We start from the raw sequence: 22,716 nt of genomic DNA on the forward strand, positions 1-22,716 counted from the left end.
GATCGGAAACCCGGACGCAAGCAGGTTGCCGGCAAGGAAATCTGCCGGATCTCAAGCGCGGCGAGGGACCGGCATCAACCCGAGTTGCTGCAGCACCGCGAGGCGGTCGACCACGCCCCATTGCTCCGCCATGCGTGCGTCCTCGAAGCGCATGATGTGCACCTCGCGCCACTGCGCCACGCGCCCGCTTGGCGCCGCACCGGCGAACTCGCCGAGGTGCGTGCCTTGCGCCTGCAGGTGGTGGACCACGAAGTCGCCCTCCGCGACCTCGTGGAGCAGCTCGTAGCGCAGGTCCGGGAAACCGCCGCGCACGCGCGCCACGGCGTTCGCCAGGCTGGCGCGGCCGTCCGCGTCCGGCACGCCGCCGGTTTGGCCGTGGTTGACGAAATCCGGCGTCGTGAGTTCGTCCAGCAGCGCCAGCTGGCCCCCGGCGAACAGCTCGAAGCTGATGCGCCGGGCGGCTGCGCGATTGCGGTCCGCGGGCGCCGAGGGCATCTCAGTTGGGCGCGCCGCCTCCGGCGACGCCGGCGCCTTCCGGGATGTGCGCGCGCTGCTCGCGGGCGGCGGGCGCCGTCTGCTGCCAGACCAGCACGGCGAAGCACACCACGCCGAGCGCCACGACGATGGAGGCGACGGCGGCCAGGGGCTCGATCGCGCTCACGCCGCGATAGAGGAGCGCCAGCGCCACCATCATCACGAAGTGCGCCGGCACGTACAGCCAGAAATGCCAGCGGGCGAGCGTCGCCGCGGCCGCCTTGGGCCAGGCGCGGTAGAACGCCGCGAAGATGGACATCGAGACCCAGCCGAGCAGGTTGATGTGCGCGTGCACCGGGAACATGCCGTGGTCGTGCGACGCAGCCATTCCGATGCCGAATGCCACGCCGGCCAGGAACCAGATCGCCGCCAGGCGCATGAAGAGGCCGTCGATGTTCTTCATTGGGTACCTCCGACTTGCTGCGAGCGGCTTTCAGTCTAGGACGCCGTTCGCGCCTGTCGCTCCGGGACTTCCCGAGGCGCAGGGCTGCCGAGGCAGCCGCATGCGTCCAGGATTTAGAACGATGGTCTTCCTGCGGGCCCTGGGGGACCGTGACAGATCCGGGTCTTTGTGCGTTTCGTTCCTGCTTCGTTCAGGGTCCGGGTGGCATTCTCGATGCCAACGTGATCCAAGGAGCCCTCATGTCGCGCATCGTCCTGACCCGCCTCGCAGCCATCGTCGCGCTGGCCGTCATGCTGCCGTCTGCGTGGGCCGCGGTGAGCCGCGACGAAGCCGCCACGCTGGCGCAGCACATCGTCCCCGGCCGCGTGCTCGCAGTGGAGCGCGGCGTGCACGTCGACAACAGCGTCGTGTGGCGCGTGCGGGTGCTCAGCGCCACGGGCGAGCTGCGAGTGCTCGTCATCGACGCCGAGACGGGGCGGTCCCGCTAGCGCTCGCTACAGGTCCTCGCGCGGCGACTAGGCCGGACCGGGTGAACGTCGCCGCCGCTGCCCCGGGCTAACCCGCCTGCGCGCGCCGATGCGGCGTGCTAGCGTGCCCTTCCGCCCGCACCCGGAGGACCGCATGCCCGACTCTCCCGCCCACCTGGCCGACGCGCCTGCGCACCGGCTCGCCCGCCTGTTCGCTTCCGGCGAGGCCTCTCCCGTCGAAGCCTGCCGTGCAGTGCTGCAGCGCATCGAGCGGCTCAACCCCGAGTACCGGGCCTTCGTGTGCGTCGATGCGGAAGGCGCACTGGCCGCCGCGCGCGCAAGCGAGGCACGGTGGCGCGCCGGCTCCGCGCTCGGGCCGCTGGACGGCGTGCCGGTGTCCATCAAGGATCTCATCCTCACGAAAGGGCTCCCCACCCTGCGCGGCAGCTTCACGGTCGATGAGCACCAACCGTGGGACGTCGATGCGCCGGTCACGGCGCGCTTGCGCGAAGCGGGCGCCGTGATCCTCGGGAAGACGGCGACGCCGGAGTTCGGCTGCAAGGCCGAGACCAATTCGCCCCGCTCCGGCTTCACGCGCAACCCGTGGAATCCGGCGCGCACACCCGGCGGCTCTTCCGGCGGCGCGGCGACCGCCGTGGCGCTGGGCATGGGGCCCATTGCGGTGGGCACGGACGGCGCAGGCTCGGTACGCATCCCCGCCGCGTTCTGCGGCAACTTCGGCCTGAAGCCCAGCTTCGGGCGCGTGCCTGCGTATCCGCTGTCGCCCATGGGCACGGTGGCGCACATCGGCCCGCACACGATGGACGTGCGCGACGCCGCGCTGGCCATGAACGTGATGAAGCGTCCGGACGCGCGCGACTGGACCTCGCTGCCGCCCAACGACGACGACTACACCGCCACGCTCGGACAAGGCTTCGCGGGCCTGCGCGTCGCGTGGTCGCCGCGCCTGGGCTACGCGCAGGTGCACCCGGAGGTGGCGGCCGGCGTGCGGGCTGCGGTCCGTGCCATCGAGTCGGCGGGTGCGCAGGTCGAGGAAGTGGATCCGGGCTTCGCAGATCCGTTGGAGATCAGCACCGGGCTGTGGTTCGCCGGCTCCTGGATGGTGTGGAACTCGCTCACGCCCGAGCAGCAGGCGTGCACCGACCCGGACTTTCGCGCGCAGGCGGAACTGGGCAGCCGCCTCTCCGCGCTGCATGTGCAGCAGTGCCAGGCACGTCGCGTGGACCTGGGCTCGCACATGCGGCAGTTCATGGAGCGCTACGACCTGCTCGCGACCCCTTCCGTGGCCGTGCCCGCCTTCGAGATCCGTCCGCCCGGGAGCGTGCCGATGTCGCCCGAGGCGATGCTCTCGTGGACGCCGTTCAGCTATCCCTTCAACCTCACGCAGCAGCCGGCGTGCACGGTCCCGTGCGGCCTCACTGCCGACGGATTGCCGATCGGCATCCAGTTCGTCGGCCCGATGTTCCGCGACGAACTCGTGTTGCGCGCGGCTACGGCGTACGAGGCGATCCGGCCCATCCCGCGGCCGGGAACGTTGTCGGGGGGCGGCTCGGGTCGGTGATGCCGCGGGCATGAGCTCCGGCGCAGCCGCGCGATGACGACGGGCGCAGCGATTCACGATCCGTTCATGCACCGCGGCGCATGCTGCCTGCACCTCTTCAACAGGAGTGCCGCATGCAACTGCCTTCCCTCTCCCGTCCGCTGTCGGCTGCTGCCGTCGCCGCCCTTCTCCTCGGCCTCGGCTCCGCTGCACAGGCCGCCGACGTGTACTTCTCCGCCGGCGGTCCCGCCTGGTCCCCACAGGGGCCGGCCTTCGTCCAGGCGCCGCCGGTGTATGCACAGCCCGACACGGTGTATGTGCAGCCCGCGATCGTCGCGCGCGACCCGGTCTATGCCGCGCCCGCACCGGTGTACGCTGCTCCCAGCCCCTACTGGGCCGACCGCGACGCGCGCCGCGCCTACTGGGAGCACCGGCGCTGGGAGCACGAGCGCTGGGAACACCGCAGGTGGGAGCACCGCCACCACCGCGACCGGGACCGCGATGACGATTGAACGGGCCCGTTCACGACTGCGCTGATCGACCGTCTACCAGGAGCGCTAGTCGATGGCGAACACGAGCAGCGCCGCCTCGCGCCCTGCGCGTGCGGGTGCTGCCACGAACAGCCTCCCGAGCTCCGGCACCAGGAGGCCTGTTCGCGCGCCCTGCGACGTTTCCACCCGCTGCTCGATCGGGTACGGACCTGAACCGGAGACCCGGATCACGTTGACGTGGCCATCGCCACAGATGGCGTACAGCCGCTGGCCGGACGGCTCGAAGAAGAGGTCGTCGGCATCGCCGCAGATCGGCAACTGCGATTCGAGCTGGCCTGTCACGGAATCCAACACGCGAATGGTGGGTGGCCGACGGGTCGCCACGAACAGCCTGTGCCCGTTCGCGTCCAGCGCCAGCGGATAGTTCGCCGCTGCCGGTGCGACGCTCCACGTACCCAGCGTCTTTCCGGAGTCACGATCCACCACGATGACGGCGCCCGCCTCGGGCACGTTCACGTAGAGCCTGTCGCGCGCGAGCGAGAACGCTTCCGGGTGTCCCGGGAGTTCGTAGCGCCGCAGCACTGCAAGCGAACGCGTGTCGAGCACGGCGATGCCGTGGCCAAAACCAACGTACAACCGTCCGGACGCATCGTCGAGGCGCAGGTTGTCCGCATCCGGGAGACCGCGTGCGGTGGCGACGGCCGTCACGCCCTCCAGGGCCTGAACGGTGCCTGCGTCGCCGTTCGCGACATAAGCGCGGGCCAGGGCCGTCGACCATGCGGTCCCTTGCGGCTCGCGCATCCCGCGCACTTGCGCAATGCGTCGCCCTGCCGCCACGTCGACCACTTCCAGCGTGTTCGCCCCCAGCCCTGCGATGAACAGCAACTGCCGGTCCGGCGCATAGGCGAGATGGTCGATGCGCCCGGGTGTGCCGGGCAGCGCTATCGTGCCCAGCAGGTGCAGCCCGCCGGCGATGGCGCAACCCTGCAGGAGCGCCCAGCAAGCTGCGGCCGCGAGCGCCCTGGCGACCGCACCGAGAACCTGCGAGATGCTCATGGTGGAACTTTGTAGCCGTCTCTACTTTGACTTTAATATCAAAGTCGTGTCGAGTCGGCGCTCGGCTTCGACTACGACGATGGATGAGGCACTCTCGTGCCTGCGGCCTTCATGACGCGCACTTCGCGCGAGCGACCTCCCGCACCACGGAACGAGGAGAGCCGAAATGAGCGATGCGATCCCAGCGGCTGCGGCGGAGGCGCCGGCCCTGCGCTACACGCTGTGGCAGATGGTGAAGTACATGCTGGGCCTGGGCACCTGGGGCTTCGGCGGCCCGGTGGCGCTGGTGGGCTACATGTACCGCGATCTCGTGGAGAAGCGCGGCTGGATCTCGGAGAGCGACTACAAGGAAGGGCTCACGCTTGCGCAGCTGATGCCCGGCCCCATGGCGGCGCAGCTGGCGATGTATCTCGGGTTCGTGCATTTCCGGGTCCTCGGCGCCGCGCTGGTCGGGCTCGCGTTCGTCCTGCCGTCCTTCTTCATGGTCGTGGCCCTCGGTGCCCTGTACGTCACGTACGGCGGCCTCGGATGGATGCAGGCGGTCTTCTATGGCGTGGGCGCGGCGGTGATCGGGATCATCGCGATGAGCGCCTGGAAGCTGACGACGAAGAACATCGGCCGGGACAAGCTGCTGTGGGCCGTGTTCCTGGTGAACGCGGCGCTCACGATCGTGCTGCAGGCGGAGATGGTGTGGCTGGTGATCGGCGCCGGCATCCTGGTGTGGTTGTTGCGCGCGCCGCCGAAGCAGTGGCTGCGCGGCGGCACGCTGCATGCGGCAGCCGCGCCCATCGCGGCCGCGTTCGCCCTGGGCAACGCGGACTTGCACAAGCTCGCACAGATCGCCACCTACTTCGCGTACGCCGGCACCTTCGTCTTCGGCAGCGGCCTGGCCATCGTTCCCTTTCTCTATGGCGGCGTCGTCAAGGAGTACGGCTGGCTCACCGACCGGCAGTTCGTCGACGCAGTCGCCGTGGCGATGATCACGCCCGGCCCGGTCGTGATCACCACCGGCTTCATCGGCTTTCTCGTCCAGGGCTTCTGGGGCGCCGTCGCGGCCGCTGCTGCGACGTTCCTGCCGTGCTACCTGCTCACGATCCTGCCGGCGCCCTACTTCAGGAAGCACGGCAAGCGGCCGGGCCTGGTCGCCTTCATCGACGGCGCGACGGCGGCGGCCATCGGCGCCATCGCCGGCTCGGTGGTGGTGATCGGCCAGCGCTCCGTCACCGACTGGGTCACCGCGCTGCTCGCGCTCGCGACGGCTGCCATCCTCTGGCGTTTCAAGAAGGTGCAGGAGCCCGTCATCGTGCTGGCTGCGGCCCTGATCGGACTGGCCGCGTACCCGTTGATGCACGGCTGACCTGCCCAGGAGCTCCTGCCATGTACCAGCACCACGAGGCAGATCGGAAGCGGAGCAGTCATGCAGCGTCCGGCGACGTGCTCGACAAGATCCTGCCCGTCCTCTCCATCGTCACCATGGCCCTGACGGTCCCCCAGGTGTGGGCCGTGTGGGTGGAAGGGAATGTCGGCGGAGTCTCGCTGCTGTCGTGGGGTGCTTACTTCGTGGGGGCCTGCCTGTGGCTCGTCGATGGCCTGCGCAAGGGAGACAAGAGGATCTGGGTGGCGTGCATCGGCTGGGTGCTGCTCGACGGAGCAGTGTTCGTCGGCGTGCTCGTGCGGCACTGACCGCGCCGGTGCGCCCAGGCCCCAAAGCTCCATGAACCCGCGTGCTAGACTCCGCGCCGTCATTGGGGAGTAGCCGCCCTGCGCCACGCAGGGGCTCGCGTCAACACACTTGGCCGTCCGGCCATGGCGCGAGCAGCTCCGCAGCCTGGCAAGACCTTTGACCGCTACGCCTCCGGAAGGGCCGGGGATGCGTGCGGTCTTTGGTGTGTCCGGCCCGGAGAACTCAATGGAAGCCTTCCTGGTTTCAACCGGTGTCGTCGCCCTCGGGGAGATGGGCGACAAGACGCAACTCCTCGCCTTCCTGCTCGCCGCCAGGTTCAAGCGGCCGCTTCCCATCGTCCTGGGCGTCCTCACCGCGACGCTGGTGAATCACACCGCGGCGGGCGCGCTCGGCGCCTGGATCGCACGGGCGCTCGGTCCGGACATCCTGCGCTGGGTCATCAGCCTCGGCTTCCTGGCCATGGCAGGCTGGATGCTCATCCCGGACAAGGTGGATGAAGAGAGCGCCGGCGAAGGCATGGGCCGCTTCGGGGTCTTCGGTACGACGGTCATCACCTTCTTCCTGGCCGAGATGGGCGACAAGACGCAGATTGCCACGGTGGCGCTCGCCGCACGCTACGACACGCTCGTTCCAGTGGTGGCCGGCACGACGCTGGGGATGATGCTGGCCGACGTGCCCGCCGTGTTCCTTGGCGACAGGATTGCCAAGAAGGTGAACATGCGGCTGGTGCACGGCATCTCGGCGCTCATCTTCGCGGTGCTGGGCGTCCTGACGCTCCTGAACGTCGGCAAGCTGTTCTGACGCAGGCGCGGATGGTGCGCTGCGCTTCGCACCACGGGCATCGGCCTACTTCACCTGGAAGCTCATGTGGCCCGTCACCGGATGCGTATCGGAGGAGACAGCCCGCCAATCGAGCCGGTACGTGCCGGGTGGCAAGGGCTGGGTGGGCGTGATCACCATGGTCTTGCCGTCGGGTCCGGCGGTGACCTTGAAGGCCATCTTCATCGGGCTGTCCATTGCCATGCCCGGCATCTCGGTCATCACCAGCCTGGCGGCGGAGGACTCGGGCAGCAGGTGCTCCGAGAAGACCAGCTCGATCCTGGGCGGTGCAGCGACTTCCGCGTTGTCCGCGGGAGTGGACGACAGCAGTTGGGGATGCGCGAGCGCGGCCGAACTCGCCACGATCGCAAGAGCAGCCAGCAGGCCACGAAGGAGTGGGGTACTACGCATGAACTCCCTTTCGAGTGCGATCGAAGAATGAAACATGGATCAGAACCACACGCGCACGCCGGCGACCCACTTGCGTTCGGTGACGGGTTCGCCCGTCGCGCGAGCCTGGTCCGCCGTTCCGCCGAAGCGATGGTTCCAGACCACGCCCACGTACGGCGCGAATTCGCGACGGAACTCGTGGCGCAGCCGCAGGCCGAAGTTGACGTCCGAAAGCCCGGCGCCCAGCCCGCGTTCCGCATCGGCCCGCGAATACACGTTGGCTTCGAGCCGGGGCGTGAGCCGGGTGCGCTGTGTCAACGCCAGGTCGTACTTGCCGTCGAGGCGCAGCGCTGCCCCGGCGCTGCCTGCATACGCCGTGGCTTCGACGTCGAACAGGTAGGGCGCGATGCCCCGGACGCCAAGCGCGAGCCAGTTGCGCGTCGGACCGCCGCCGAAGTCGTGCCGCACGCCGGCCTGGATGTCCCAGAACGCAGCGACCGGCCTGGCCCAAAGCAGTTCGAGGCGCCCGTCCTCGGTGTGGCCACCCTGGCGGGCGCCTTCCGACTTCAGCCACAGCCGGTCGTAGTCGCGGCCCACCCAGCCCTGCAGGTCCCACGCCATGCCGCTGCCCTGGTCCGAGTGGGTGTATTCCAGCTGGTCCAGCAGCACCTGGTAGTGGATCGGGTCGTCCGACATCGCCATGCTCATGGCGTGCGCAGGCTCTTGCGCCATCAAGGGAAGGCACGCCGCCGCCGCGAGGAGCGCGCAGATGGAATAGAGAACGGTGCGCAGGCTGCTCTTCATGCGACCACCACCTCGCGGAACATGCCCGCTTCCATGTGGTACAGCAGGTGGCAGTGGAACGCCCATCGGCCGCGCGCATCGGCGGTGACGCGGAACTTGATGTACTTGCCCGGGTGCACGATCACCGTGTGCTTGCGCACGAGGAAGGAGCCGTCCTCGCCTTCGACTTCGCTCCACATGCCGTGCAGGTGGATCGGGTGGGTCATCATCGTGTCGTTGATCAGGACGAAGCGCACGCGCTCCCCATAGGCCAGGCGGATCGGCTCGGCTTGCGAATACTTCCTGCCGTCGAAGCCCCAGATGAACCGGTTCATGTTCCCGGTGAGGCGCAGCACGATGTCCCGCACGGGCGGCCGGGGATCGATGGAACCGCCCACGGTGCGCAGGTCGTTGTAGACCAGGGCCCGCCGGCCATTCCCGCGCAGGCGGGGGCCTGGATCCGACACCACCGCACCGGGCGAGATCGAACGGCTGTCCACGGAAGGGCCCGTGCCCAGCGCCGTGCCATCCATGGAGGCCGGGGCCGGCGCTGCAGGCGCACCTTGCGTGTCGTCACCGGCCTGCATGCCTTGCATCCCCTGCATGTCATCGCCGGACTGCATGCCTTGCATTCCTTCCATGCCCGACATGTTGCCCATGCCCATGTCCTCCATCGACAGCCACGTGGCGGGATCCAGCGGCGGAACGGCGGCGGTCATGCCTGCGCGAGGCGCCAGCGTCGCACGTGCGTAGCCCATGCGATCGATCGACTGCGCGAAGAGCGTGTACGCGCGGTCTTCGGGCGAGACGAGCACGTCGTACGTCTCCGCGGTCGCGATCCGCAGTTCGTCGACGGCGACGGGAGCGACCGACTGGCCGTCGGCGGCGACGACGGTCAGCTTGAGGCCGGGGATGCGCACGTCGAAGATGCTGGAGGCCGACGCATTGATGATGCGCAGCAGCTTGCGCTCGCCGGGCTTCACCACGATCGCGTGGTTCGCCGCCGGAGGCATCCCGTTGACGAGGTACGTGTAGGCCGCGCCACTGACGTCGGAGAAGTCCGTCGGGTTCATCCGCATCTGGCCCCACTCCTTGCGACGCGCCCAGGCCGCCGCGAACCCCTTGTTCGACGCGTCCCGGAAGAAGTCGCCCAGGGTCGGGACCTGCTCGTTGTAGTAGGCGCTGTCCGCCTTCAGCGTGTGCATCACGCGGTCCGGATCGTCGTCGGTCCAGTCCGAGAGCATCACCACGCTTTCGCTGTCGTGCGTGGCCGGCGGGGCGTGCTGCGGATCGATGACCAGAGCCCCCAGCAGTCCCGTCTGCTCCTGGAAGCCGCTGTGGCTGTGATACCAGTACGTCCCCGACTGGCGAACGGGGAAGCGGTACACGAAGGTTTCGCCCGGCTGGATGCCGTCGAAGCTGAATCCCGGCACGCCGTCCATGGCCGCAGGAAGCAGGATGCCGTGCCAGTGGATCGAGCTCGTGACCGGCAAGGTGTTGGTCACGCGCAGGGTGACCGTGCTGCCTTCCTTCCAGCGCAGCAGGGGCCCGGGCAAGGAACCGTTGACGGTCGTCGCCATGCGGGGCTTGCCGGTGATGTTGATCGGCGTCGCGCCGATGCGCAGGTCGAACTCGGTGCCGGTGAGCTCCGGCGGCGCGCCGGTGCGGGTGGGCAGCACCTCGGCGCCGGCCCACCGCACCGGGGCCGCCACGCCCAATGCGCCGAGCGAAAGGCCTTGCACGAAAGTGCGCCGCCGCAGTCGGGCCGCAAGGGTGTCGGCGCCATGAAGAAGTTGAGCCATGAATGGATCTCGATGCTGGCGTGGCGCGCGCGTGCCACCCATGCGAATGTGAAAAGAAACAGCGCTGTGTGCGCCCCGCTTTACTGGGGCGCCCCGCTCGGAGGCGCCGGACTCAGAGGACCCGGGGCGCGATGCTAAAGCTTGCCCCCGTGGGAAGGTCAAGTGCCCCTGGATCTCCGACCCACGCCGGCCCGCGGGCAGGCACACTCACGCTGGCCATCCGTCAGGAAGGAGCACACCTTGGAACGTGAAGTCACTGCACCGCGGAACGACAGCCACGAAGGTCTGCATCGCCCCGCCGGAGACGGCCACGCCTCAGCATCGGCCGCTGCGGAATACACCTGCCCCATGCATCCCCAGGTCCGGCAGATGGGGCCGGGCAACTGTCCCATCTGCGGCATGGCGCTCGAGCCGGTGATCGCCAGCGCCGAGGCCGGCGAAAGCCCCGAACTGCGGGACATGACGCGGCGGTTCTGGATCGGACTTGCGTTGAGCGTGCCCGTGTTCCTGCTGGAAATGGGCGGCCACCTCTTCGACATCGACCACCTCGTGGACGCGCGAACTTCCAACTGGATCCAGATGCTCCTCGGCACGCCGGTCGTGCTGTGGGCCGGCGGCCCGTTCTTCGTGCGCGGCTGGCAGTCCCTGAGGAACCGCAGCCTCAACATGTTCACCCTCATTGCGCTCGGAACCGGCGCCGCGTGGCTCTACAGCATGGTGGCAACGCTCGCGCCGGCGCTGTTCCCGCCGGAATTGCGCGCGCATGACGGCACGGTCGCCGTGTACTTCGAGGCCGCCGCGGTGATCACCGTGCTCGTGCTGCTGGGCCAGGTGCTGGAGCTGCGGGCGCGCGAGAAGACCTCGGGCGCGATCAAGGCGCTGCTGGACCTCGCACCCAGGACGGCCGTGCGCGTGAAAGCCGACGGTTCGGACGAGACCGTGCCGATCGAATCCATCCAGGTCGGGGAGGCGCTGCGCGTGCGGCCGGGGGAAAAGGTGCCGGTCGACGGTGAGGTCACGCAAGGCAAGGGCACGGTGGACGAGTCGATGGTTACCGGCGAACCCATGCCCGTGACCAAGGCACCCGGCGCCAAGGTGACCGCCGCCACTCTCAACCAGACCGGCAGCTTCGTCATGCGCGCCGAGAAGGTCGGCGCGGACACCCTGCTGTCCCAGATCGTGCACATGGTGGCGGCCGCGCAGCGCAGCCGCGCGCCGATCCAGCGGATGGCGGACCAGGTGGCTGGTTGGTTCGTGCCGGCGGTCGTGCTGGTGGCCGCCGTCACCTTCGTGGCCTGGATGGCATGGGGACCGCAGCCGGCGTTCTCGCATGCCTTGATCGCGGCCGTGGCCGTGCTGATCATCGCCTGTCCCTGCGCGCTGGGACTGGCGACTCCCATGTCCATCATGGTGGGCGTCGGACGCGGTGCGCAGCAGGGCGTGCTGATCCGCGATGCCGAAGCACTCGAGCGCATGGAGAAGGTCGACACGCTGGTCGTCGACAAGACCGGCACGCTCACCGAGGGCCGGCCGAGGGTCGTCCATGTCGAACCGGCCCCGGGCTTCGCGGCGGACGAGGTTCTGCAGAAGCTCGCGAGCGTCGAGCGCGCCAGCGAACATCCGCTGGCCATGGCCGTCGTGACCGCGGCGAAGGAACGCAAGCTGCCGCTGTCCGACGTCACCGATTTCGATTCGCCCGTGGGAAAGGGCGTGGTGGGCAAGCTCGATGGCCTGGAACTGGCCAGCGGCGCCGCGAAATTCCTGGCGGAGAGAGGGATCGATGCGTCGTCGCTGGACACCGCGGCGGAACAGCAACGCGCGCGCTCAGCCACCGTGATCTACGTGGCCATGGACGGCAGGCTCGCCGGTTTCGTGGCCATCGCCGATCCGATCAAGCAGACCACGCCCGACGCGCTGAGGCAGTTGCGCGAGGCGGGTGTGAGGATCGTCATGCTCACCGGCGACGGCAGGACGACGGCACAGGCGGTGGGCCGCGAACTGGGAATCGACGAGGTGGTCGCCGAAGTCTTCCCCGAAGACAAGGCGAGCATCGTGCAGCAGATGCGCAGGGAGGGCCGCGTGGTCGCCATGGCCGGCGACGGAGTCAACGACGCGCCGGCGCTCGCTGCCGCCGACGTCGGCATCGCGATGGGCACCGGCACCGACGTGGCGATGGAGAGCTCCGGCATCACCTTGCTGAAGGGGGACCTGCTGGGCATCGTGCGCGCGCGCAAGCTGTCGCAGGCCACGATGCGCAACATCCGGCAGAACCTGTTCCTCAGCTTCGTCTACAACGTGGCGGGGATTCCGCTCGCTGCGGGTGTGCTCTACCCGTTCTCCGGCCTGCTGCTGTCGCCGGTCGTGGCCGCCGCGGCCATGGCGCTGTCCTCGGTCAGCGTCATCACCAATGCCCTGCGCTTGCGCGCGGTCCATGTCGACTGAAAGCGCGCGCCGTGGGGGCTGCGGGCGCGCCCGCCAGCATGCGCAGGCCGCAGCTCGTGGAAGTACGGTTGCCGGGCTCAGGCCGGCCAGGGGGTGTGCCGGAATTCGTAGCGACCCACTTCGCGCGTGCCCTGGTCGTCCGTGGCGATCAGCGTCAGCCACTTGGTGTGCGCCGGTAGGGGCCGCACGCGCGCGACGCTGACCACAAACACGAGTTCGTCGTGGGCGGCATCGAACGGGACGTCCTGCACTTGCCGGCGTTCGCCGGGCGCCAGCGAGACCTCCTGCACGAGATCCAGCCGGCGGACCCCGCGCAGTGGCGCCTGCAGGCGCGCTGCGAGGACCTGGTCGTCCGGCGACACGGTGCAGTTGATGGTGCCGTTGTGCGCCAGATCGTAGAGGCGAACGCGCAGGCCCAGTGCGCGCAGGCGTTCCACGAACGCACCGCTTGCAACCGCGAAGACCAGCCCCGCGCGCAGGGCTCGCCGGACCGCTTCTCCCAGCGCCACGATCTCGTCGAACAGCACGCCACAGGCATCGCAGGCCATGAGGTGCTCGTCGATGGTTTCGCGGGTCGCCGCATCGGCCTCGCCGAGCCAGTCCTGCAGCAGCAGGTCCGGCGCGATGTGGGAACGGGCCGGGCTCATGCGCGGCTCTTTCCCGCGTCGACGCAGCGCCGCAGCTTGTCCAGCCCGCGGTGGCGGATCACCCGGACGTTTCCGGGCGACAGCCCGAGCTGCGCACCCACCGTGTCGGAAGGCTGATCTTCGTAGAAGGTGAGCACCAGGACGGAGCGTTCGCGCTCGGGCAGGCGCTCCAGGCAATCGGCCACGCGGCGTTCGTCGAGTCGCGGCGCCACATGCGCGTCGGCCTGCGGCACCGCTTCGGCATAGCGCTCCAGCAGGTCCGCGCGCCGCAGTTCCGCACGGCGCTCGTCCATGATCGTCATCCGGCAAGTGCCCAGCACGAAGGACAACACCCTTTCGGGTTCGCGCAAGGCGCCGGCACGCAGCCGCTCGATCGCGAAGGTCAGCACCTGCTGGACGAGGTCGGCTGCCGCGTGCGCGTCCCGCAAGTGCCGCAGCCCGTAGCGTCGCACACGCGGCGCAAGCAGCCGGTAGAGCTCGGCCTCGGCTTCGCAGGCGTCCGGCGCCGCGGACGCGATGCGGCGTGCGAGCTCAACCTCGGGGCCGTCGGCGCTGACCTTGGCGGAGGAATCCACACTAAAAAGCATAGCAGAAGCGGGTCGCCAAAAATTCCTGTAACGCCCGCGGGACTCGCGCCACAACCTGCCGTCACCCACCCGCCCTTCAGGAGACAACCGCATGATCACGGACGCCACCTCACGCACCAACATCCACGAGATCGCCGACGGCATCTACCGCATCAACACGCCCATCGACCTGCCGAACGGAGCCGGCTTCAGCTTCAACCAGTACCTCCTGGTCGACGACGAGCCGCTGCTGTTCCACACCGGTCCGCGCAAGCTCTTTGGCGCCGTGCGCGACGCGATGGCGGCCGTGATGCCGGTGCGCCGCCTGCGCTATGTCGGCTTCTCCCATTTCGAGGCCGACGAATGCGGCTCGCTCAACGAGTGGCTCGCCATCGCGCCCGAGGCCGTCCCGCTGTGCGGGCGCGTGGGCGCGTTGATCTCCATTACCGACGTGGCCGACCGGCCCCCACGCGTGCTCGCCGATGGCGAGCAGCTCCCCGTGGGCCGGCACACCTTGCGATGGATGGACACTCCGCAGGTGCCGCACGGCTGGGACTGCGGGCTGCTCATGGATTCGCTGACTGGCACCTTCTTCTGCGGCGACCTGTTCACCCAGCCCGGACACGGTGACCAGCCGCTGACCGAAGGCGACATCCTCGGCCCGAGCGAGGGCTTTCGACAGGCCATGGATTACTTCGCGCACGCTCCCCAGACCCCGGCGACCATCGAGCGCCTCGCGGACCTGCAACCGCGCACGCTCGCTTGCATGCATGGGAGCGCCTGGCGAGGCGACGGCGCAGCGCTGTTGCGCCAGTTGGCGCACGCGCTCGCCGGAAAGGAGTAGCGGCTGCGGCGCGCCTCGGTTCGTGCGCGCGCCTCGCGAGCACCTTCCGTGCTCCGGCAGCTCGGCGGGATTTCGGGGTTTACCCATCTTGCCGCGTCGAGCCAGCCCGACGAAGATCGCCGCTTCCCCAATCGACAGAGCGCCCTGAGAAGCGAAAGCGTTCAGCCGCAATTTCGCTCCCGGCCAGCAGTCTGAATGCTCAACGACAACAACAACGAGGTGGAAGTCCGGTCCGTTTGCGTCTCGATCGGCCGTCCCGGAACTGTTGCATTGAGCGGCCTGTCCCCTCTGGCACGACACCTTGGCTGATTCGCTCACACAGCCGCACGCGAAGATCGCGTCCGGCTCTCGCCGCTTTCCCCAGGCGGACCGGAACCGGGCCGCGCGAGGCCGAGGCTTCGCCTGGCGGCGCCTCCTTCATCGCATCTTCGTTGCGTTGATGTACTTCCTGATGCTGTGCCCGCTGATCGTGGTGGTCTGGCTCAGCTTCTTCAAGGACGCGATCCTCTACTTCCCGCCGAGCGGCTACACGCTCGCCTGGTACACGAAAGCGTGGGACAACCAGGCTTTCGCCAGCGGCTTCGTGATCAGCCTGCAGATCGCGCTGCTCGCGGCCGCGTGCGGCGTGGTGCTCGGCGTGCTCGCCACGCTGGGCATCGTGCGCCACCGCTTCCGCGGCGAGCGCGTCGTGAACACGCTGCTGCTCTCGCCGCTGCTCGTACCGGGCATCGTCGCCGGCATCGCGATCTACCTGTTCTACCTGGCCGCGGAGAACTGGCTCAACCGCGATATCGTCGGCACGTACGGCGGACTGGTCATCGCGCACGTGTGCCTGACCATTCCCTGGACCGTCCGGCTGGTCTCCGCCAACATGGTGGGCCTGGACCCGTCCATCGAGGAAGCCGCGCGCAACCTGGGCGCCAGCGGGCCGGTTGCATTCCTGCGGGTCACCCTGCCGATGTTGCGTCCCGCGATCGTGGCGGCCACGCTCTTCAGCTTCATCGTCTCCTTCGAGAACCTGGAGCTGTCGCTGTCCCTGGTCGGCCCGGGACGCACGACCCTGCCGATAGCGATCATGCAATACCTCGAATTCAACCTGGATCCCACGATCGCCGCAGTCGCGTCGGTGCAGATCCTCCTGCTGGGCATCCTGATGCTGGTGACGGATCGCTTCGTGAAACTCAGTCGCGTGGTGTAGGCACATGGCCAAGGTCTCCATCCAGGCGCTCGGAAAGCAGTTCGGCAACGCGGTGGCCGTGGCCGATTTCTCCCTGGACATCGCCGACGGCGAGCTGATCACGCTGCTCGGTCCCAGCGGTTGCGGGAAGACCACCACGCTGCGCATGGTCGCCGGCTTCGTCGAGCCGACCGCCGGCTCCATCCTGGTCGGCGACCGCGACATCACGCGCCTGCCCGCGCACCGGCGCAACACCGGCATGGTGTTCCAGCGCTACGCACTCTTTCCGCACATGACGGTGGCCGAGAACGTTTCGTTCGGCCTCGAGATGCACAAGGTGCCGGTGGGCGAGCGCGAGGGGCGCATCCGCGCAGCGCTGGACATGGTGCGCATGACGCAGTTGCGCGACCGCTATCCACGGCAGTTGTCCGGGGGACAGCAGCAGCGCATTGCGGTGGCGCGCGCCCTGGCGATCCAGCCGGACGTGTTCCTGCTCGACGAGCCGCTGTCGAACCTCGATGCCAAGCTGCGCGTGGAAGTCCGCGACGAAATCCGCAGCCTGCAGCGCCGGCTCGGGCTGACCACCATTTTCGTCACCCACGACCAGGAGGAGGCGCTCGCGGTATCCGACCGCATGGCGGTCATGCACGACGGCAAGGTGCAGCAGGTGGGCACGCCCGAGTCGCTGTACGAAAGCCCGGCGAACCTGTTCGTGGCGGACTTCCTGGGCAAGATGAATTTCTTCCCGGGACGGCTCGAGTCGACCAACCGCTTCCTCACCGACAAGGGCCACTCGCTCGTGGTGGACCGCTCGATCACCGGCGGCACGCGCGTCGGCGTGCGGCCCGAGCGCATCAGCCTGCTCGCCCAACCGGCCACGGACAATGCCCTGGCGGGGGTTGTCGAATCGACGGTGTACCTGGGCTTCCAGATCGATGCACGCGTGCGGCTGCGCACCGGCGAGTTGCTCAGTTGCCAGGTTCCGAACAGCCCCACCGCCGCGAGCGCACCAGTGGCCGTGGGCAGCGAGGTGTATGCGTGCTTCCGCCCCGCGGACTGCGTCCTCTTCACCGAGTAGCGCGATGGCAGGGAACAACGCCAACCCGAACTCCCGCGGCCAGGGCTGGGCGGCCGGCGCCGGCATGGCGTTTCCGGCTTCGATCGTCGTCCTCCTCGTCGTGGTCGTCCCCATCCTCATGCTGTTCCGCTACAGCTTCAACCGCTTCGACGCGGCGCAGATGACGGCGGCGTTCACGTTCGAGAACTACGTCAAGTTCTTCGCCGATCCGTATTACCGCCACGTGTTCTTCACCACGTTCGGCATCGCCGCACTGTGCACCGTGCTGGCGCTCGTCCTCGGTTTTCCCGTCGCCTACTTCCTCGCCCGGACCCAGAGCCGCTTCAAGAGCCTGCTGATCATCCTGCTGGTGTTTCCACTGCTCGTGGGCAACGTGGTGCGCGCCGCAGGCTGGATGGTGATCCTCGGCAACGCAGGCGTCGTGAATTCGATCCTGCGCGGCCTGCACCTCATTCACGATCCCATCCGGCTGTTGTACACGCCGAGCGCGGTCGTCGTGGGCACCACGGCCGTCGTGCTGCCCTACTTCGTCCTGAGCCTGCAAAGCGTGCTCGAAGGCATCGACTTCTCCGTCGAGGAGGCTGCCCAGAACCTGGGAGCGGGGTTCTTCACGAGTTTCCGCCGCATCGTCCTGCCGATTGCCGCTCCAGGCGTGGCGGCCGGAACGGTGCTGGTGTTCATCCTGTGCATGAACGCCTATGCCACGCCCGTGCTGCTCGGCGGCACCGGGCTCACGATGATGGCGCCGGCCCTCTACGACCAGATCACCAAGGGCTCGAACTGGCCGTTCGGTTCAGCGATCGCGCTGGTGCTCGTCTGCGCGACGCTGGTCATGGCGCTGCTGTCGAACTGGCTGATCCATCGCCGCTACATCAGGACCATGGCTTCATGAAGTCCTGCCTTTCCCCACCCGTGCTTCCCCGGAGATTCCTTCCATGACTGCCGTGTTGTTCAAGAATGGCGCCCTGCTCGACCCGCGCGAGCGCGAACTGCGCGAGGGCTATCACGTCCTGGTGGAGGACGGGCGCGTGAAGGAGGTCTCCGACCGCCCGTTGCGCAGCGAAGGCGCGCAGGTGATCGACGCCGCCGGGCTGACGATCATGCCGGGCCTCATCGACCTGCACGGGCACGTCATGGCCACGCAGTTGAACCTGCACACGCAGGGCCTGCTGCCCGATGCGCTGGTGACCATCCGGGCGCTGCCGATCATGGCGGGCATGCTGCGGCGCGGCTTCACCAGCTTGCGCGACGCCGGCGGCGCCGGGTGGGGCCTCAAGAGCGCCGTCGAGGACGGCAGCACGCCGGGTCCGCGCCTGTTCATCTCCGGGCGCGCGCTGAGCCAGACCGGCGGCCACGGCGACGGCCGCCCGCGTTCGGACTACCTGCGGCCCACGAGCCTGTGCGGCTGCTGCTTCCGCGCAGGCGACATCTCACGGGTCGTGGACGGCGTGGACGCGCTGCGCAGGGCCGTGCGCGAGGAACTGCAGATGGGTGCCGACCAGATCAAGATCATGGGCTCCGGCGGCGTGGCCTCGCCCACCGATCCCATCGGTGCGTTCGGCTACTCGGAGGACGAAATCCGCGCGGTGGTGGCCGAGGCAGCCGGTCGCCAGACCTACGTCATGGCCCACTGCTACACGGCGGAGGCGATCGAGCGCGCCGTGCGGCTCGGCGTTCGCACGATCGAACACGCGAACCTGATCGACGAGCCCGTCGCGCAACTCATGGCCGAGAAAGGGGCGTATGCGGTGCCCACCCTGGTCACGTACGAAGCGCTGGCCAACGAAGGCGCGCAGTACGGGCTGCCGCTCGAAAGCGTCGAGAAGATCGCATCGGTGCGCACGGCGGGCCTGCACGCGCTGGAAATCCTCAAGCGCGCCGGCGTGAAGATCGGTTTCGGCACCGACCTCCTCGGGCCGTCGCAGCGCCTGCAAAGCGACGAATTCCGCATCCGCTCCGAAGTGCAGTCGCCGTTCGAGGTGATCCAGAGCGCCACCCTGATCGGCGCCGAGGTCCTGAACCGGACCGGGCAGCTCGGCGAACTGGTGCCGGGCGCGCATGCCGACGTGCTGCTCGTCGACGGCAACCCGTACCGGGACCTGGGCTGCCTGCTTGGACAGGGTGAGCACATCCCGCTCGTGATGAAGGGCGGGCGCATCTACCACGACGAGACCGGAAGGAAGTAGCGCCATGGCGATGTCCAGCGACCACCCGTTCGCCCACGCCGAGGTTGGCGAAGAGTCGCGTGAACTGAACGCGGCGAAGGGCTGGCATCCGGCCGTTGCGGCAACCGGGCGCGACCGTGGCGCGGGCCCGTTCGAGCGACTGGTACTGCGCGGAGCGACGGTCATCGACGGCACCGGCGCGCCGCCCTGGGGTCCGGTCGACATCGTGGTGCAAGGCAACCGCATCACGGCGATCGTGTCCGTCGGGACTCCGCACAAGCCCATCCACCCGGACCGCCGGCCGGCCGCGGGTGACCACGAGATCGATTGCCACGGCAAATTCGTCACGCCCGGCTTCATCGACTCGCACGCGCACATCGGAACGCCGTATCACTCGATGGCCGGCACCGTGCCTCCGGCCGACTACATCTACAAGCTGTGGCTGGCGCATGGCGTGACCACGGTGCGCGAGATGGGCTCCATCAACGGGCTCGGCTGGAACCTGCAGCAGAAGGACGCGGCCGCGCGCAACGCGATCGCGGCGCCCCACATCCTGGCGTACGCCTACTTTCCCGCGGTCAACGACCGCGTGAAGACGATCCACACGCCGGAGCAGGCGCGCGAGTGGGTGCGCAAGATCAAGGCGCGCGGCGCGGACGGCATCAAGTTCTTCGGCGCGCCGCCGGCCATCATGCAGGCCGCGCTGGACGAAGCGCGCGAGCAGGGCCTGCGCTCGGGATGCCACCACGCGCAGATGGGCGTGTCGCGCGTCAACGCGCTGAAGTCGGCGACCTGGGGACTGACCAGCTCCGAGCACTACTACGGGCTGCCGGAGGCGCTGTTCGAGAACCGCGTCGTCCAGGACTATCCGGCCGACTACAACTACAACGACGAATACTTCCGCTTCTCGGTCGCCGGGCAGACCTTCATGCAGGCGGCGCAGCCCGGCAGCGCGAAGTGGCGCGAGGTGATGGACCGGTTCCTGGAGCTGGGCCACACGTTCGTGCCGACCTTCAACATCTACGACGCCAATCGCGACCTGATGCGCGCGCGCCGCGCGGACTGGCACGACGACTACACCTGGAAGGCGATCTGGAAGTACTTCCAGCCGCAGCGCGGCGGACACGGCGCGTACTGGTACCGCTGGAGCACCACCAACGAGATCGAGTGGAAGCAGAACTACCGGCTGTGGATGCAGTTCATCAACGAGTACAAGAACCTCGGCGGCCGCGTGTGCGCCGGCAGCGACTCGGGCTTCATCTTCCAGATCTACGGCTTCGGCTTCGTGCGCGAGCTGGAGTTGCTGCAGGAAGCGGGATTCCACCCGCTCGAGGTGCTGCGCGCGGCCACCTCGCAAGGCGCTGCGCTGCTCGGCATCGAGGAGGAAGCCGGCACTGTGGACGTGGGCAAGCGCGCCGACCTGCTGGTGCACGACCACAATCCGCTGGAGGACTTCAAGCTGCTGTTCGGCACCGGGGCGATGCGCCTGGACGACGAGACCGGCCAGGTGGAGTGGCGCCGCTCTCTCAAATGGACCGTCAAGGGCGGCGTCGTGTACGACGCGGAACAACTGCTGGCCGACGTGCGCGAACTGGTCAAGGCCAGTTGGGACGGGGACCCGGAGGGACCGCCGCATGCCCGTTGACCTCATCCTGCTGTCCGGCTTCCTCGGCAGCGGCAAGACCACGCTGCTGGTGGAGTTCCTGCGGCACGAGGGCGCCGGGGACACCGGCGTCATCGTCAACGAAGCGGGCGAGATCGGCGTCGACGGCGCGATCGTCGCCGAAAGCGACGTGCCGATGCTGGAACTGGCGAACGGGTGCGTCTGCTGTTCGCTGCGCAGCAGCCTCGTGCACACGGTCAGCGCCCTGCTCGATGCGCCGCGCGCCGGCGACCGGCCGCCGCTGCGTCGCATCGTGCTCGAAACGAGCGGGCTCTCGCGTCCGGGCCCGATCATCGCCTCGCTCGCCGACCCCGAACTGGCGGCGCGCGACCTGCGCGTGAGCGTCGTCAGCACCTACGACTGCGAAACCGGCCTCGCCCACACGGAGCAGTTCGAAGAGGCCGCCGCGCAACTCGCCGCGGCGCAGCGCATCGTCCTGACCAAGCTGGACCGCGTGCGGCCGGATTCGATTGCGATGCACCGCGATGCCGCGGCCGGCATCAATCCGTTCGCGGAGATCATCGCCGAGCCGGATCGAACGCGCGCCGTGGCGAGGGCTCTCGCCTGCGCCCCGCAAGCGGGCGACGCGACCGGCGCGGCGCGCTTTCCCATCGACGACAGCGTATCGGCCGCAGCGTTGCCGCATCCGCGCATCCACGTCATGAAAGGCGAGGCACGGTCCGCCATGCAGTGGCCCGAACTGGCCCTGTGGCTCGACGACCTCGCAGGCTTCTGCGGAGAGCGCCTGTTGCGGTTCAAGGCGATCGTGCACGTCACCGATTGCGCCGATCCGATCCTGATCCAGAGCGTGGGCACCACGTTCGGCGCGCCGCGGCCGCTGCGCTCGTACGGCGCGGACCGCGACGTTTTCGTGGTGATCACCCGGGACATCGATGCCGAGGAAATCAACACCCTGTGCGCAGGCGGTCCCGTGCGCCTGGTGAACCAGTTGCGCCGCCCCCCGCGCGAGCAGCCCGGGCTCCTGTCCCGGCTGGTCGCGACGCATGCTGCGTGACGCGCCGCACCTCCAAGCACATCCAACCACCACCAGGAGCAACACGATGAACAACCCCAAGCACACCACTTCCCTGAAGCGCCGCGACCTGCTCAAGATCGGCTCCGGCCTGGCTGTGGTGCCGGGCTTGCCCTTCCTTTCGCTGCCCGCGCACGCGGCGGACGACGAGGTGGTCGTCGGCACCTGGGGCGGGGATTACCAGAACCTGCTGCAGCAGTTCATCGCCCCGTCGATGACGAAGGCCGGCGTCAACGTGGTGTACGACACCGGCAATGCCGTCGCGCGCACGACCAAGCTGAAAGCCGAGCACGGATCGCGCCGCGGCTCCATGGACGTGGCGCTGCTGGGCGACCTGGACATGTACGAGGCGTTCCGCAGCGATGCGCTCGCCACGCCGGACGCCAAGCTGGTGCCGAACCTGGCCAATGTGTACGACCAGTTCCGCACGCCCTATTCCATCCCGCACATCTTCAGCGCGATGGTGATCGTCTACAACAAGGAGAAGTTCCAGACCAAGCCCGACTCCTTCCGCATCGCGCTGGAGCCGGCTTACAAGGGCCGCGTCGGCTTTTCCGACATCCTGTTCAACTTCAACACCTTGTTCGTCGGCCTCGCGGGCGGCGGGGCCGCCAACAGCTTCGAACCGGGGGAGAAGTTCCTGATGGAACTGAAGAAGAACCAGCCCAAGGTGTACCCGTCCAACGAGGCGGTGGCCGCAGCGTTCAAGTCCGGCGAGATCTGGATGGCCTGCATGTGGAAGGCCCGCGCGCTGCAGTGGCGCGACGCGGGACTGCCGGTCGAGTACGTCATCCCCAAGGAAGGCGCGATCCCGGTCACGTTCGAAGGCGCCGTGCCGAAGAACAGCCGACATCCGAAGGCAGCCTGGACGTACGCCAACGCCTTGCTGGATCCGGAGGGCCAGCGCCACTTCGCGCAGGCGATGGGCTACGCGCCGACCGTGCGTAACGCCAATCTGCCGCCCGAGCTGCAGGCCCGGGTCGGCTTCACCGACGACGAGATCAAGCGCATCCACAAGTACGACCTGAAGGTGCTGTACGAGACGAAGAACGCCTGCCTCGATTTCTGGAACAAGGAATTCAAGACCGGCCTGTAAGGCCGACGAGGCGCG

Annotated in this window: 23 protein-coding genes and 1 riboswitch; of the genes, 15 read left to right on the plus strand and 8 right to left on the minus strand. The window is 68.5% G+C overall.

Annotated elements, in window-relative coordinates; translation table 11 throughout:
• Positions 1-51: 51 nt before the first annotated feature.
• Both JJB11_RS01410 and JJB11_RS01415 read right to left on the minus strand, forming a co-directional pair.
• Positions 52-495 (minus strand): ester cyclase, encoded by a 444-nt coding sequence (locus tag JJB11_RS01410; protein ID WP_201166117.1) that lies wholly within the window; start codon positions 493-495, stop codon positions 52-54.
• Position 496: 1 nt separating this feature from the next.
• Entirely contained in the window at positions 497-937 is a 441-nt protein-coding gene (locus JJB11_RS01415; protein WP_201166118.1) for a hypothetical protein, read from the minus strand.
• 239 nt (positions 938-1,176) lie between these two features.
• Here JJB11_RS01415 and JJB11_RS01420 point away from each other — a divergent pair, with 239 nt between their 5' ends.
• The 3 genes from JJB11_RS01420 to JJB11_RS01430 all read left to right on the plus strand — a co-directional run bounded on the left by JJB11_RS01420 (position 1,177) and on the right by JJB11_RS01430 (position 3,477).
• On the plus strand, positions 1,177-1,425 hold the full coding sequence (locus JJB11_RS01420; protein ID WP_201166119.1) for a PepSY domain-containing protein: 249 nt from the start codon (positions 1,177-1,179) through the stop codon (positions 1,423-1,425).
• 133 nt (positions 1,426-1,558) lie between these two features.
• Positions 1,559-2,986: an amidase gene (locus tag JJB11_RS01425; RefSeq protein WP_201166120.1), complete on the plus strand. Its 1,428-nt coding sequence runs from the start codon at positions 1,559-1,561 to the stop codon at positions 2,984-2,986.
• A 113-nt stretch (positions 2,987-3,099) separates the two neighbouring features.
• A complete protein-coding gene (locus JJB11_RS01430) occupies positions 3,100-3,477 on the plus strand; it encodes a hypothetical protein (RefSeq protein WP_201964537.1) in 378 nt (125 codons plus the stop codon).
• 45 nt (positions 3,478-3,522) lie between these two features.
• On the opposite strand, the gene JJB11_RS01435 is transcribed toward JJB11_RS01430, so the two are convergent.
• The gene (locus tag JJB11_RS01435) at positions 3,523-4,512 is read right to left on the minus strand and encodes a YncE family protein (protein WP_201166121.1); all 990 of its coding nucleotides are present in this window, start codon (positions 4,510-4,512) and stop codon (positions 3,523-3,525) included.
• Between the two features lie 166 nt (positions 4,513-4,678).
• Here JJB11_RS01435 and JJB11_RS01440 point away from each other — a divergent pair, with 166 nt between their 5' ends.
• The 3 genes from JJB11_RS01440 (at position 4,679) to JJB11_RS01450 (ending at position 6,997) form a co-directional block, all read left to right on the plus strand.
• Positions 4,679-5,869 carry a chromate transporter gene (locus JJB11_RS01440; protein WP_201166122.1) on the plus strand — a complete coding sequence of 397 codons (1,191 nt, stop codon included), beginning with the start codon at positions 4,679-4,681 and terminating at the stop codon, positions 5,867-5,869.
• Positions 5,870-5,889: 20 nt separating this feature from the next.
• Entirely contained in the window at positions 5,890-6,195 is a 306-nt protein-coding gene (locus tag JJB11_RS01445; RefSeq protein WP_201166123.1) for a PQ-loop repeat-containing protein, read from the plus strand.
• 52 nt (positions 6,196-6,247) lie between these two features.
• Positions 6,248-6,416, plus strand: a riboswitch (yybP-ykoY riboswitch).
• Between the two features lie 5 nt (positions 6,417-6,421).
• On the plus strand, positions 6,422-6,997 hold the full coding sequence (locus JJB11_RS01450; RefSeq protein WP_201166124.1) for a TMEM165/GDT1 family protein: 576 nt from the start codon (positions 6,422-6,424) through the stop codon (positions 6,995-6,997).
• Positions 6,998-7,042: 45 nt separating this feature from the next.
• On the opposite strand, the gene copC is transcribed toward JJB11_RS01450, so the two are convergent.
• Genes copC through JJB11_RS01465 form a run of 3 tightly spaced genes read right to left on the minus strand, consistent with a single transcriptional unit; the run spans position 7,043 to position 9,990 of the window.
• The gene (gene copC / locus JJB11_RS01455; RefSeq protein ID WP_201166125.1) at positions 7,043-7,426 is read right to left on the minus strand and encodes a copper homeostasis periplasmic binding protein CopC; all 384 of its coding nucleotides are present in this window, start codon (positions 7,424-7,426) and stop codon (positions 7,043-7,045) included.
• Positions 7,427-7,465: 39 nt separating this feature from the next.
• Positions 7,466-8,209, minus strand: coding sequence for a copper resistance protein B (locus JJB11_RS01460; RefSeq protein ID WP_201166126.1), 744 nt, complete (start codon positions 8,207-8,209; stop codon positions 7,466-7,468).
• On the minus strand, positions 8,206-9,990 hold the full coding sequence (locus JJB11_RS01465; RefSeq protein WP_201166127.1) for a copper resistance system multicopper oxidase: 1,785 nt from the start codon (positions 9,988-9,990) through the stop codon (positions 8,206-8,208). Before JJB11_RS01465 ends, JJB11_RS01460 begins: the two co-directional genes overlap by 4 nt.
• Before the next feature lie 348 nt (positions 9,991-10,338).
• Between JJB11_RS01465 and JJB11_RS01470 the strand changes: the two genes are divergently transcribed.
• Entirely contained in the window at positions 10,339-12,432 is a 2,094-nt protein-coding gene (locus JJB11_RS01470) for a copper-transporting P-type ATPase (RefSeq protein WP_201166128.1), read from the plus strand.
• Positions 12,433-12,509: 77 nt separating this feature from the next.
• Here JJB11_RS01470 and JJB11_RS01475 read toward each other — a convergent pair whose 3' ends face one another.
• Together JJB11_RS01475 and JJB11_RS01480 are read right to left on the minus strand one after the other, a co-directional pair.
• Positions 12,510-13,079 (minus strand): hypothetical protein, encoded by a 570-nt coding sequence (locus JJB11_RS01475; RefSeq protein WP_201166129.1) that lies wholly within the window; start codon positions 13,077-13,079, stop codon positions 12,510-12,512.
• Complete coding sequence (locus tag JJB11_RS01480; protein ID WP_242528830.1) at positions 13,076-13,759, minus strand: RNA polymerase sigma factor; 684 nt, start codon at positions 13,757-13,759, stop codon at positions 13,076-13,078. Before JJB11_RS01480 ends, JJB11_RS01475 begins: the two co-directional genes overlap by 4 nt.
• Between JJB11_RS01480 and JJB11_RS01485 the strand changes: the two genes are divergently transcribed.
• From JJB11_RS01485 to JJB11_RS01520, 8 genes are all read left to right on the plus strand, one after another.
• Positions 13,758-14,489: an oxygen-binding di-iron domain-containing protein gene (locus JJB11_RS01485; protein ID WP_201166131.1), complete on the plus strand. Its 732-nt coding sequence runs from the start codon at positions 13,758-13,760 to the stop codon at positions 14,487-14,489. The genes JJB11_RS01480 and JJB11_RS01485 overlap by 2 nt on opposite strands.
• 439 nt (positions 14,490-14,928) lie before the next feature.
• A complete protein-coding gene (locus tag JJB11_RS01490) occupies positions 14,929-15,687 on the plus strand; it encodes an ABC transporter permease (protein WP_201166132.1) in 759 nt (252 codons plus the stop codon).
• Between the two features lie 4 nt (positions 15,688-15,691).
• Entirely contained in the window at positions 15,692-16,744 is a 1,053-nt protein-coding gene (locus JJB11_RS01495; RefSeq protein WP_201166133.1) for an ABC transporter ATP-binding protein, read from the plus strand.
• 4 nt (positions 16,745-16,748) lie between these two features.
• Entirely contained in the window at positions 16,749-17,636 is an 888-nt protein-coding gene (locus JJB11_RS01500) for an ABC transporter permease (protein WP_201166134.1), read from the plus strand.
• A gap of 43 nt (positions 17,637-17,679) precedes the next feature.
• The gene (locus tag JJB11_RS01505; RefSeq protein WP_201166135.1) at positions 17,680-18,930 is read left to right on the plus strand and encodes a metal-dependent hydrolase family protein; all 1,251 of its coding nucleotides are present in this window, start codon (positions 17,680-17,682) and stop codon (positions 18,928-18,930) included.
• Between the two features lie 10 nt (positions 18,931-18,940).
• A complete protein-coding gene (locus JJB11_RS01510; protein ID WP_201166985.1) occupies positions 18,941-20,554 on the plus strand; it encodes an amidohydrolase family protein in 1,614 nt (537 codons plus the stop codon).
• Complete coding sequence (locus tag JJB11_RS01515) at positions 20,544-21,587, plus strand: CobW family GTP-binding protein (RefSeq protein WP_201166136.1); 1,044 nt, start codon at positions 20,544-20,546, stop codon at positions 21,585-21,587. Before JJB11_RS01510 ends, JJB11_RS01515 begins: the two co-directional genes overlap by 11 nt.
• A 46-nt stretch (positions 21,588-21,633) precedes the next feature.
• On the plus strand, positions 21,634-22,701 hold the full coding sequence (locus JJB11_RS01520) for an ABC transporter substrate-binding protein (protein WP_201166137.1): 1,068 nt from the start codon (positions 21,634-21,636) through the stop codon (positions 22,699-22,701).
• Positions 22,702-22,716: the final 15 nt, after the last annotated feature.

The sequence above is a fragment of the Ramlibacter ginsenosidimutans genome, assembly GCF_016654015.1.
Taxonomy (GTDB): Bacteria; Pseudomonadota; Gammaproteobacteria; order Burkholderiales; family Burkholderiaceae_C; genus Ramlibacter; species Ramlibacter ginsenosidimutans.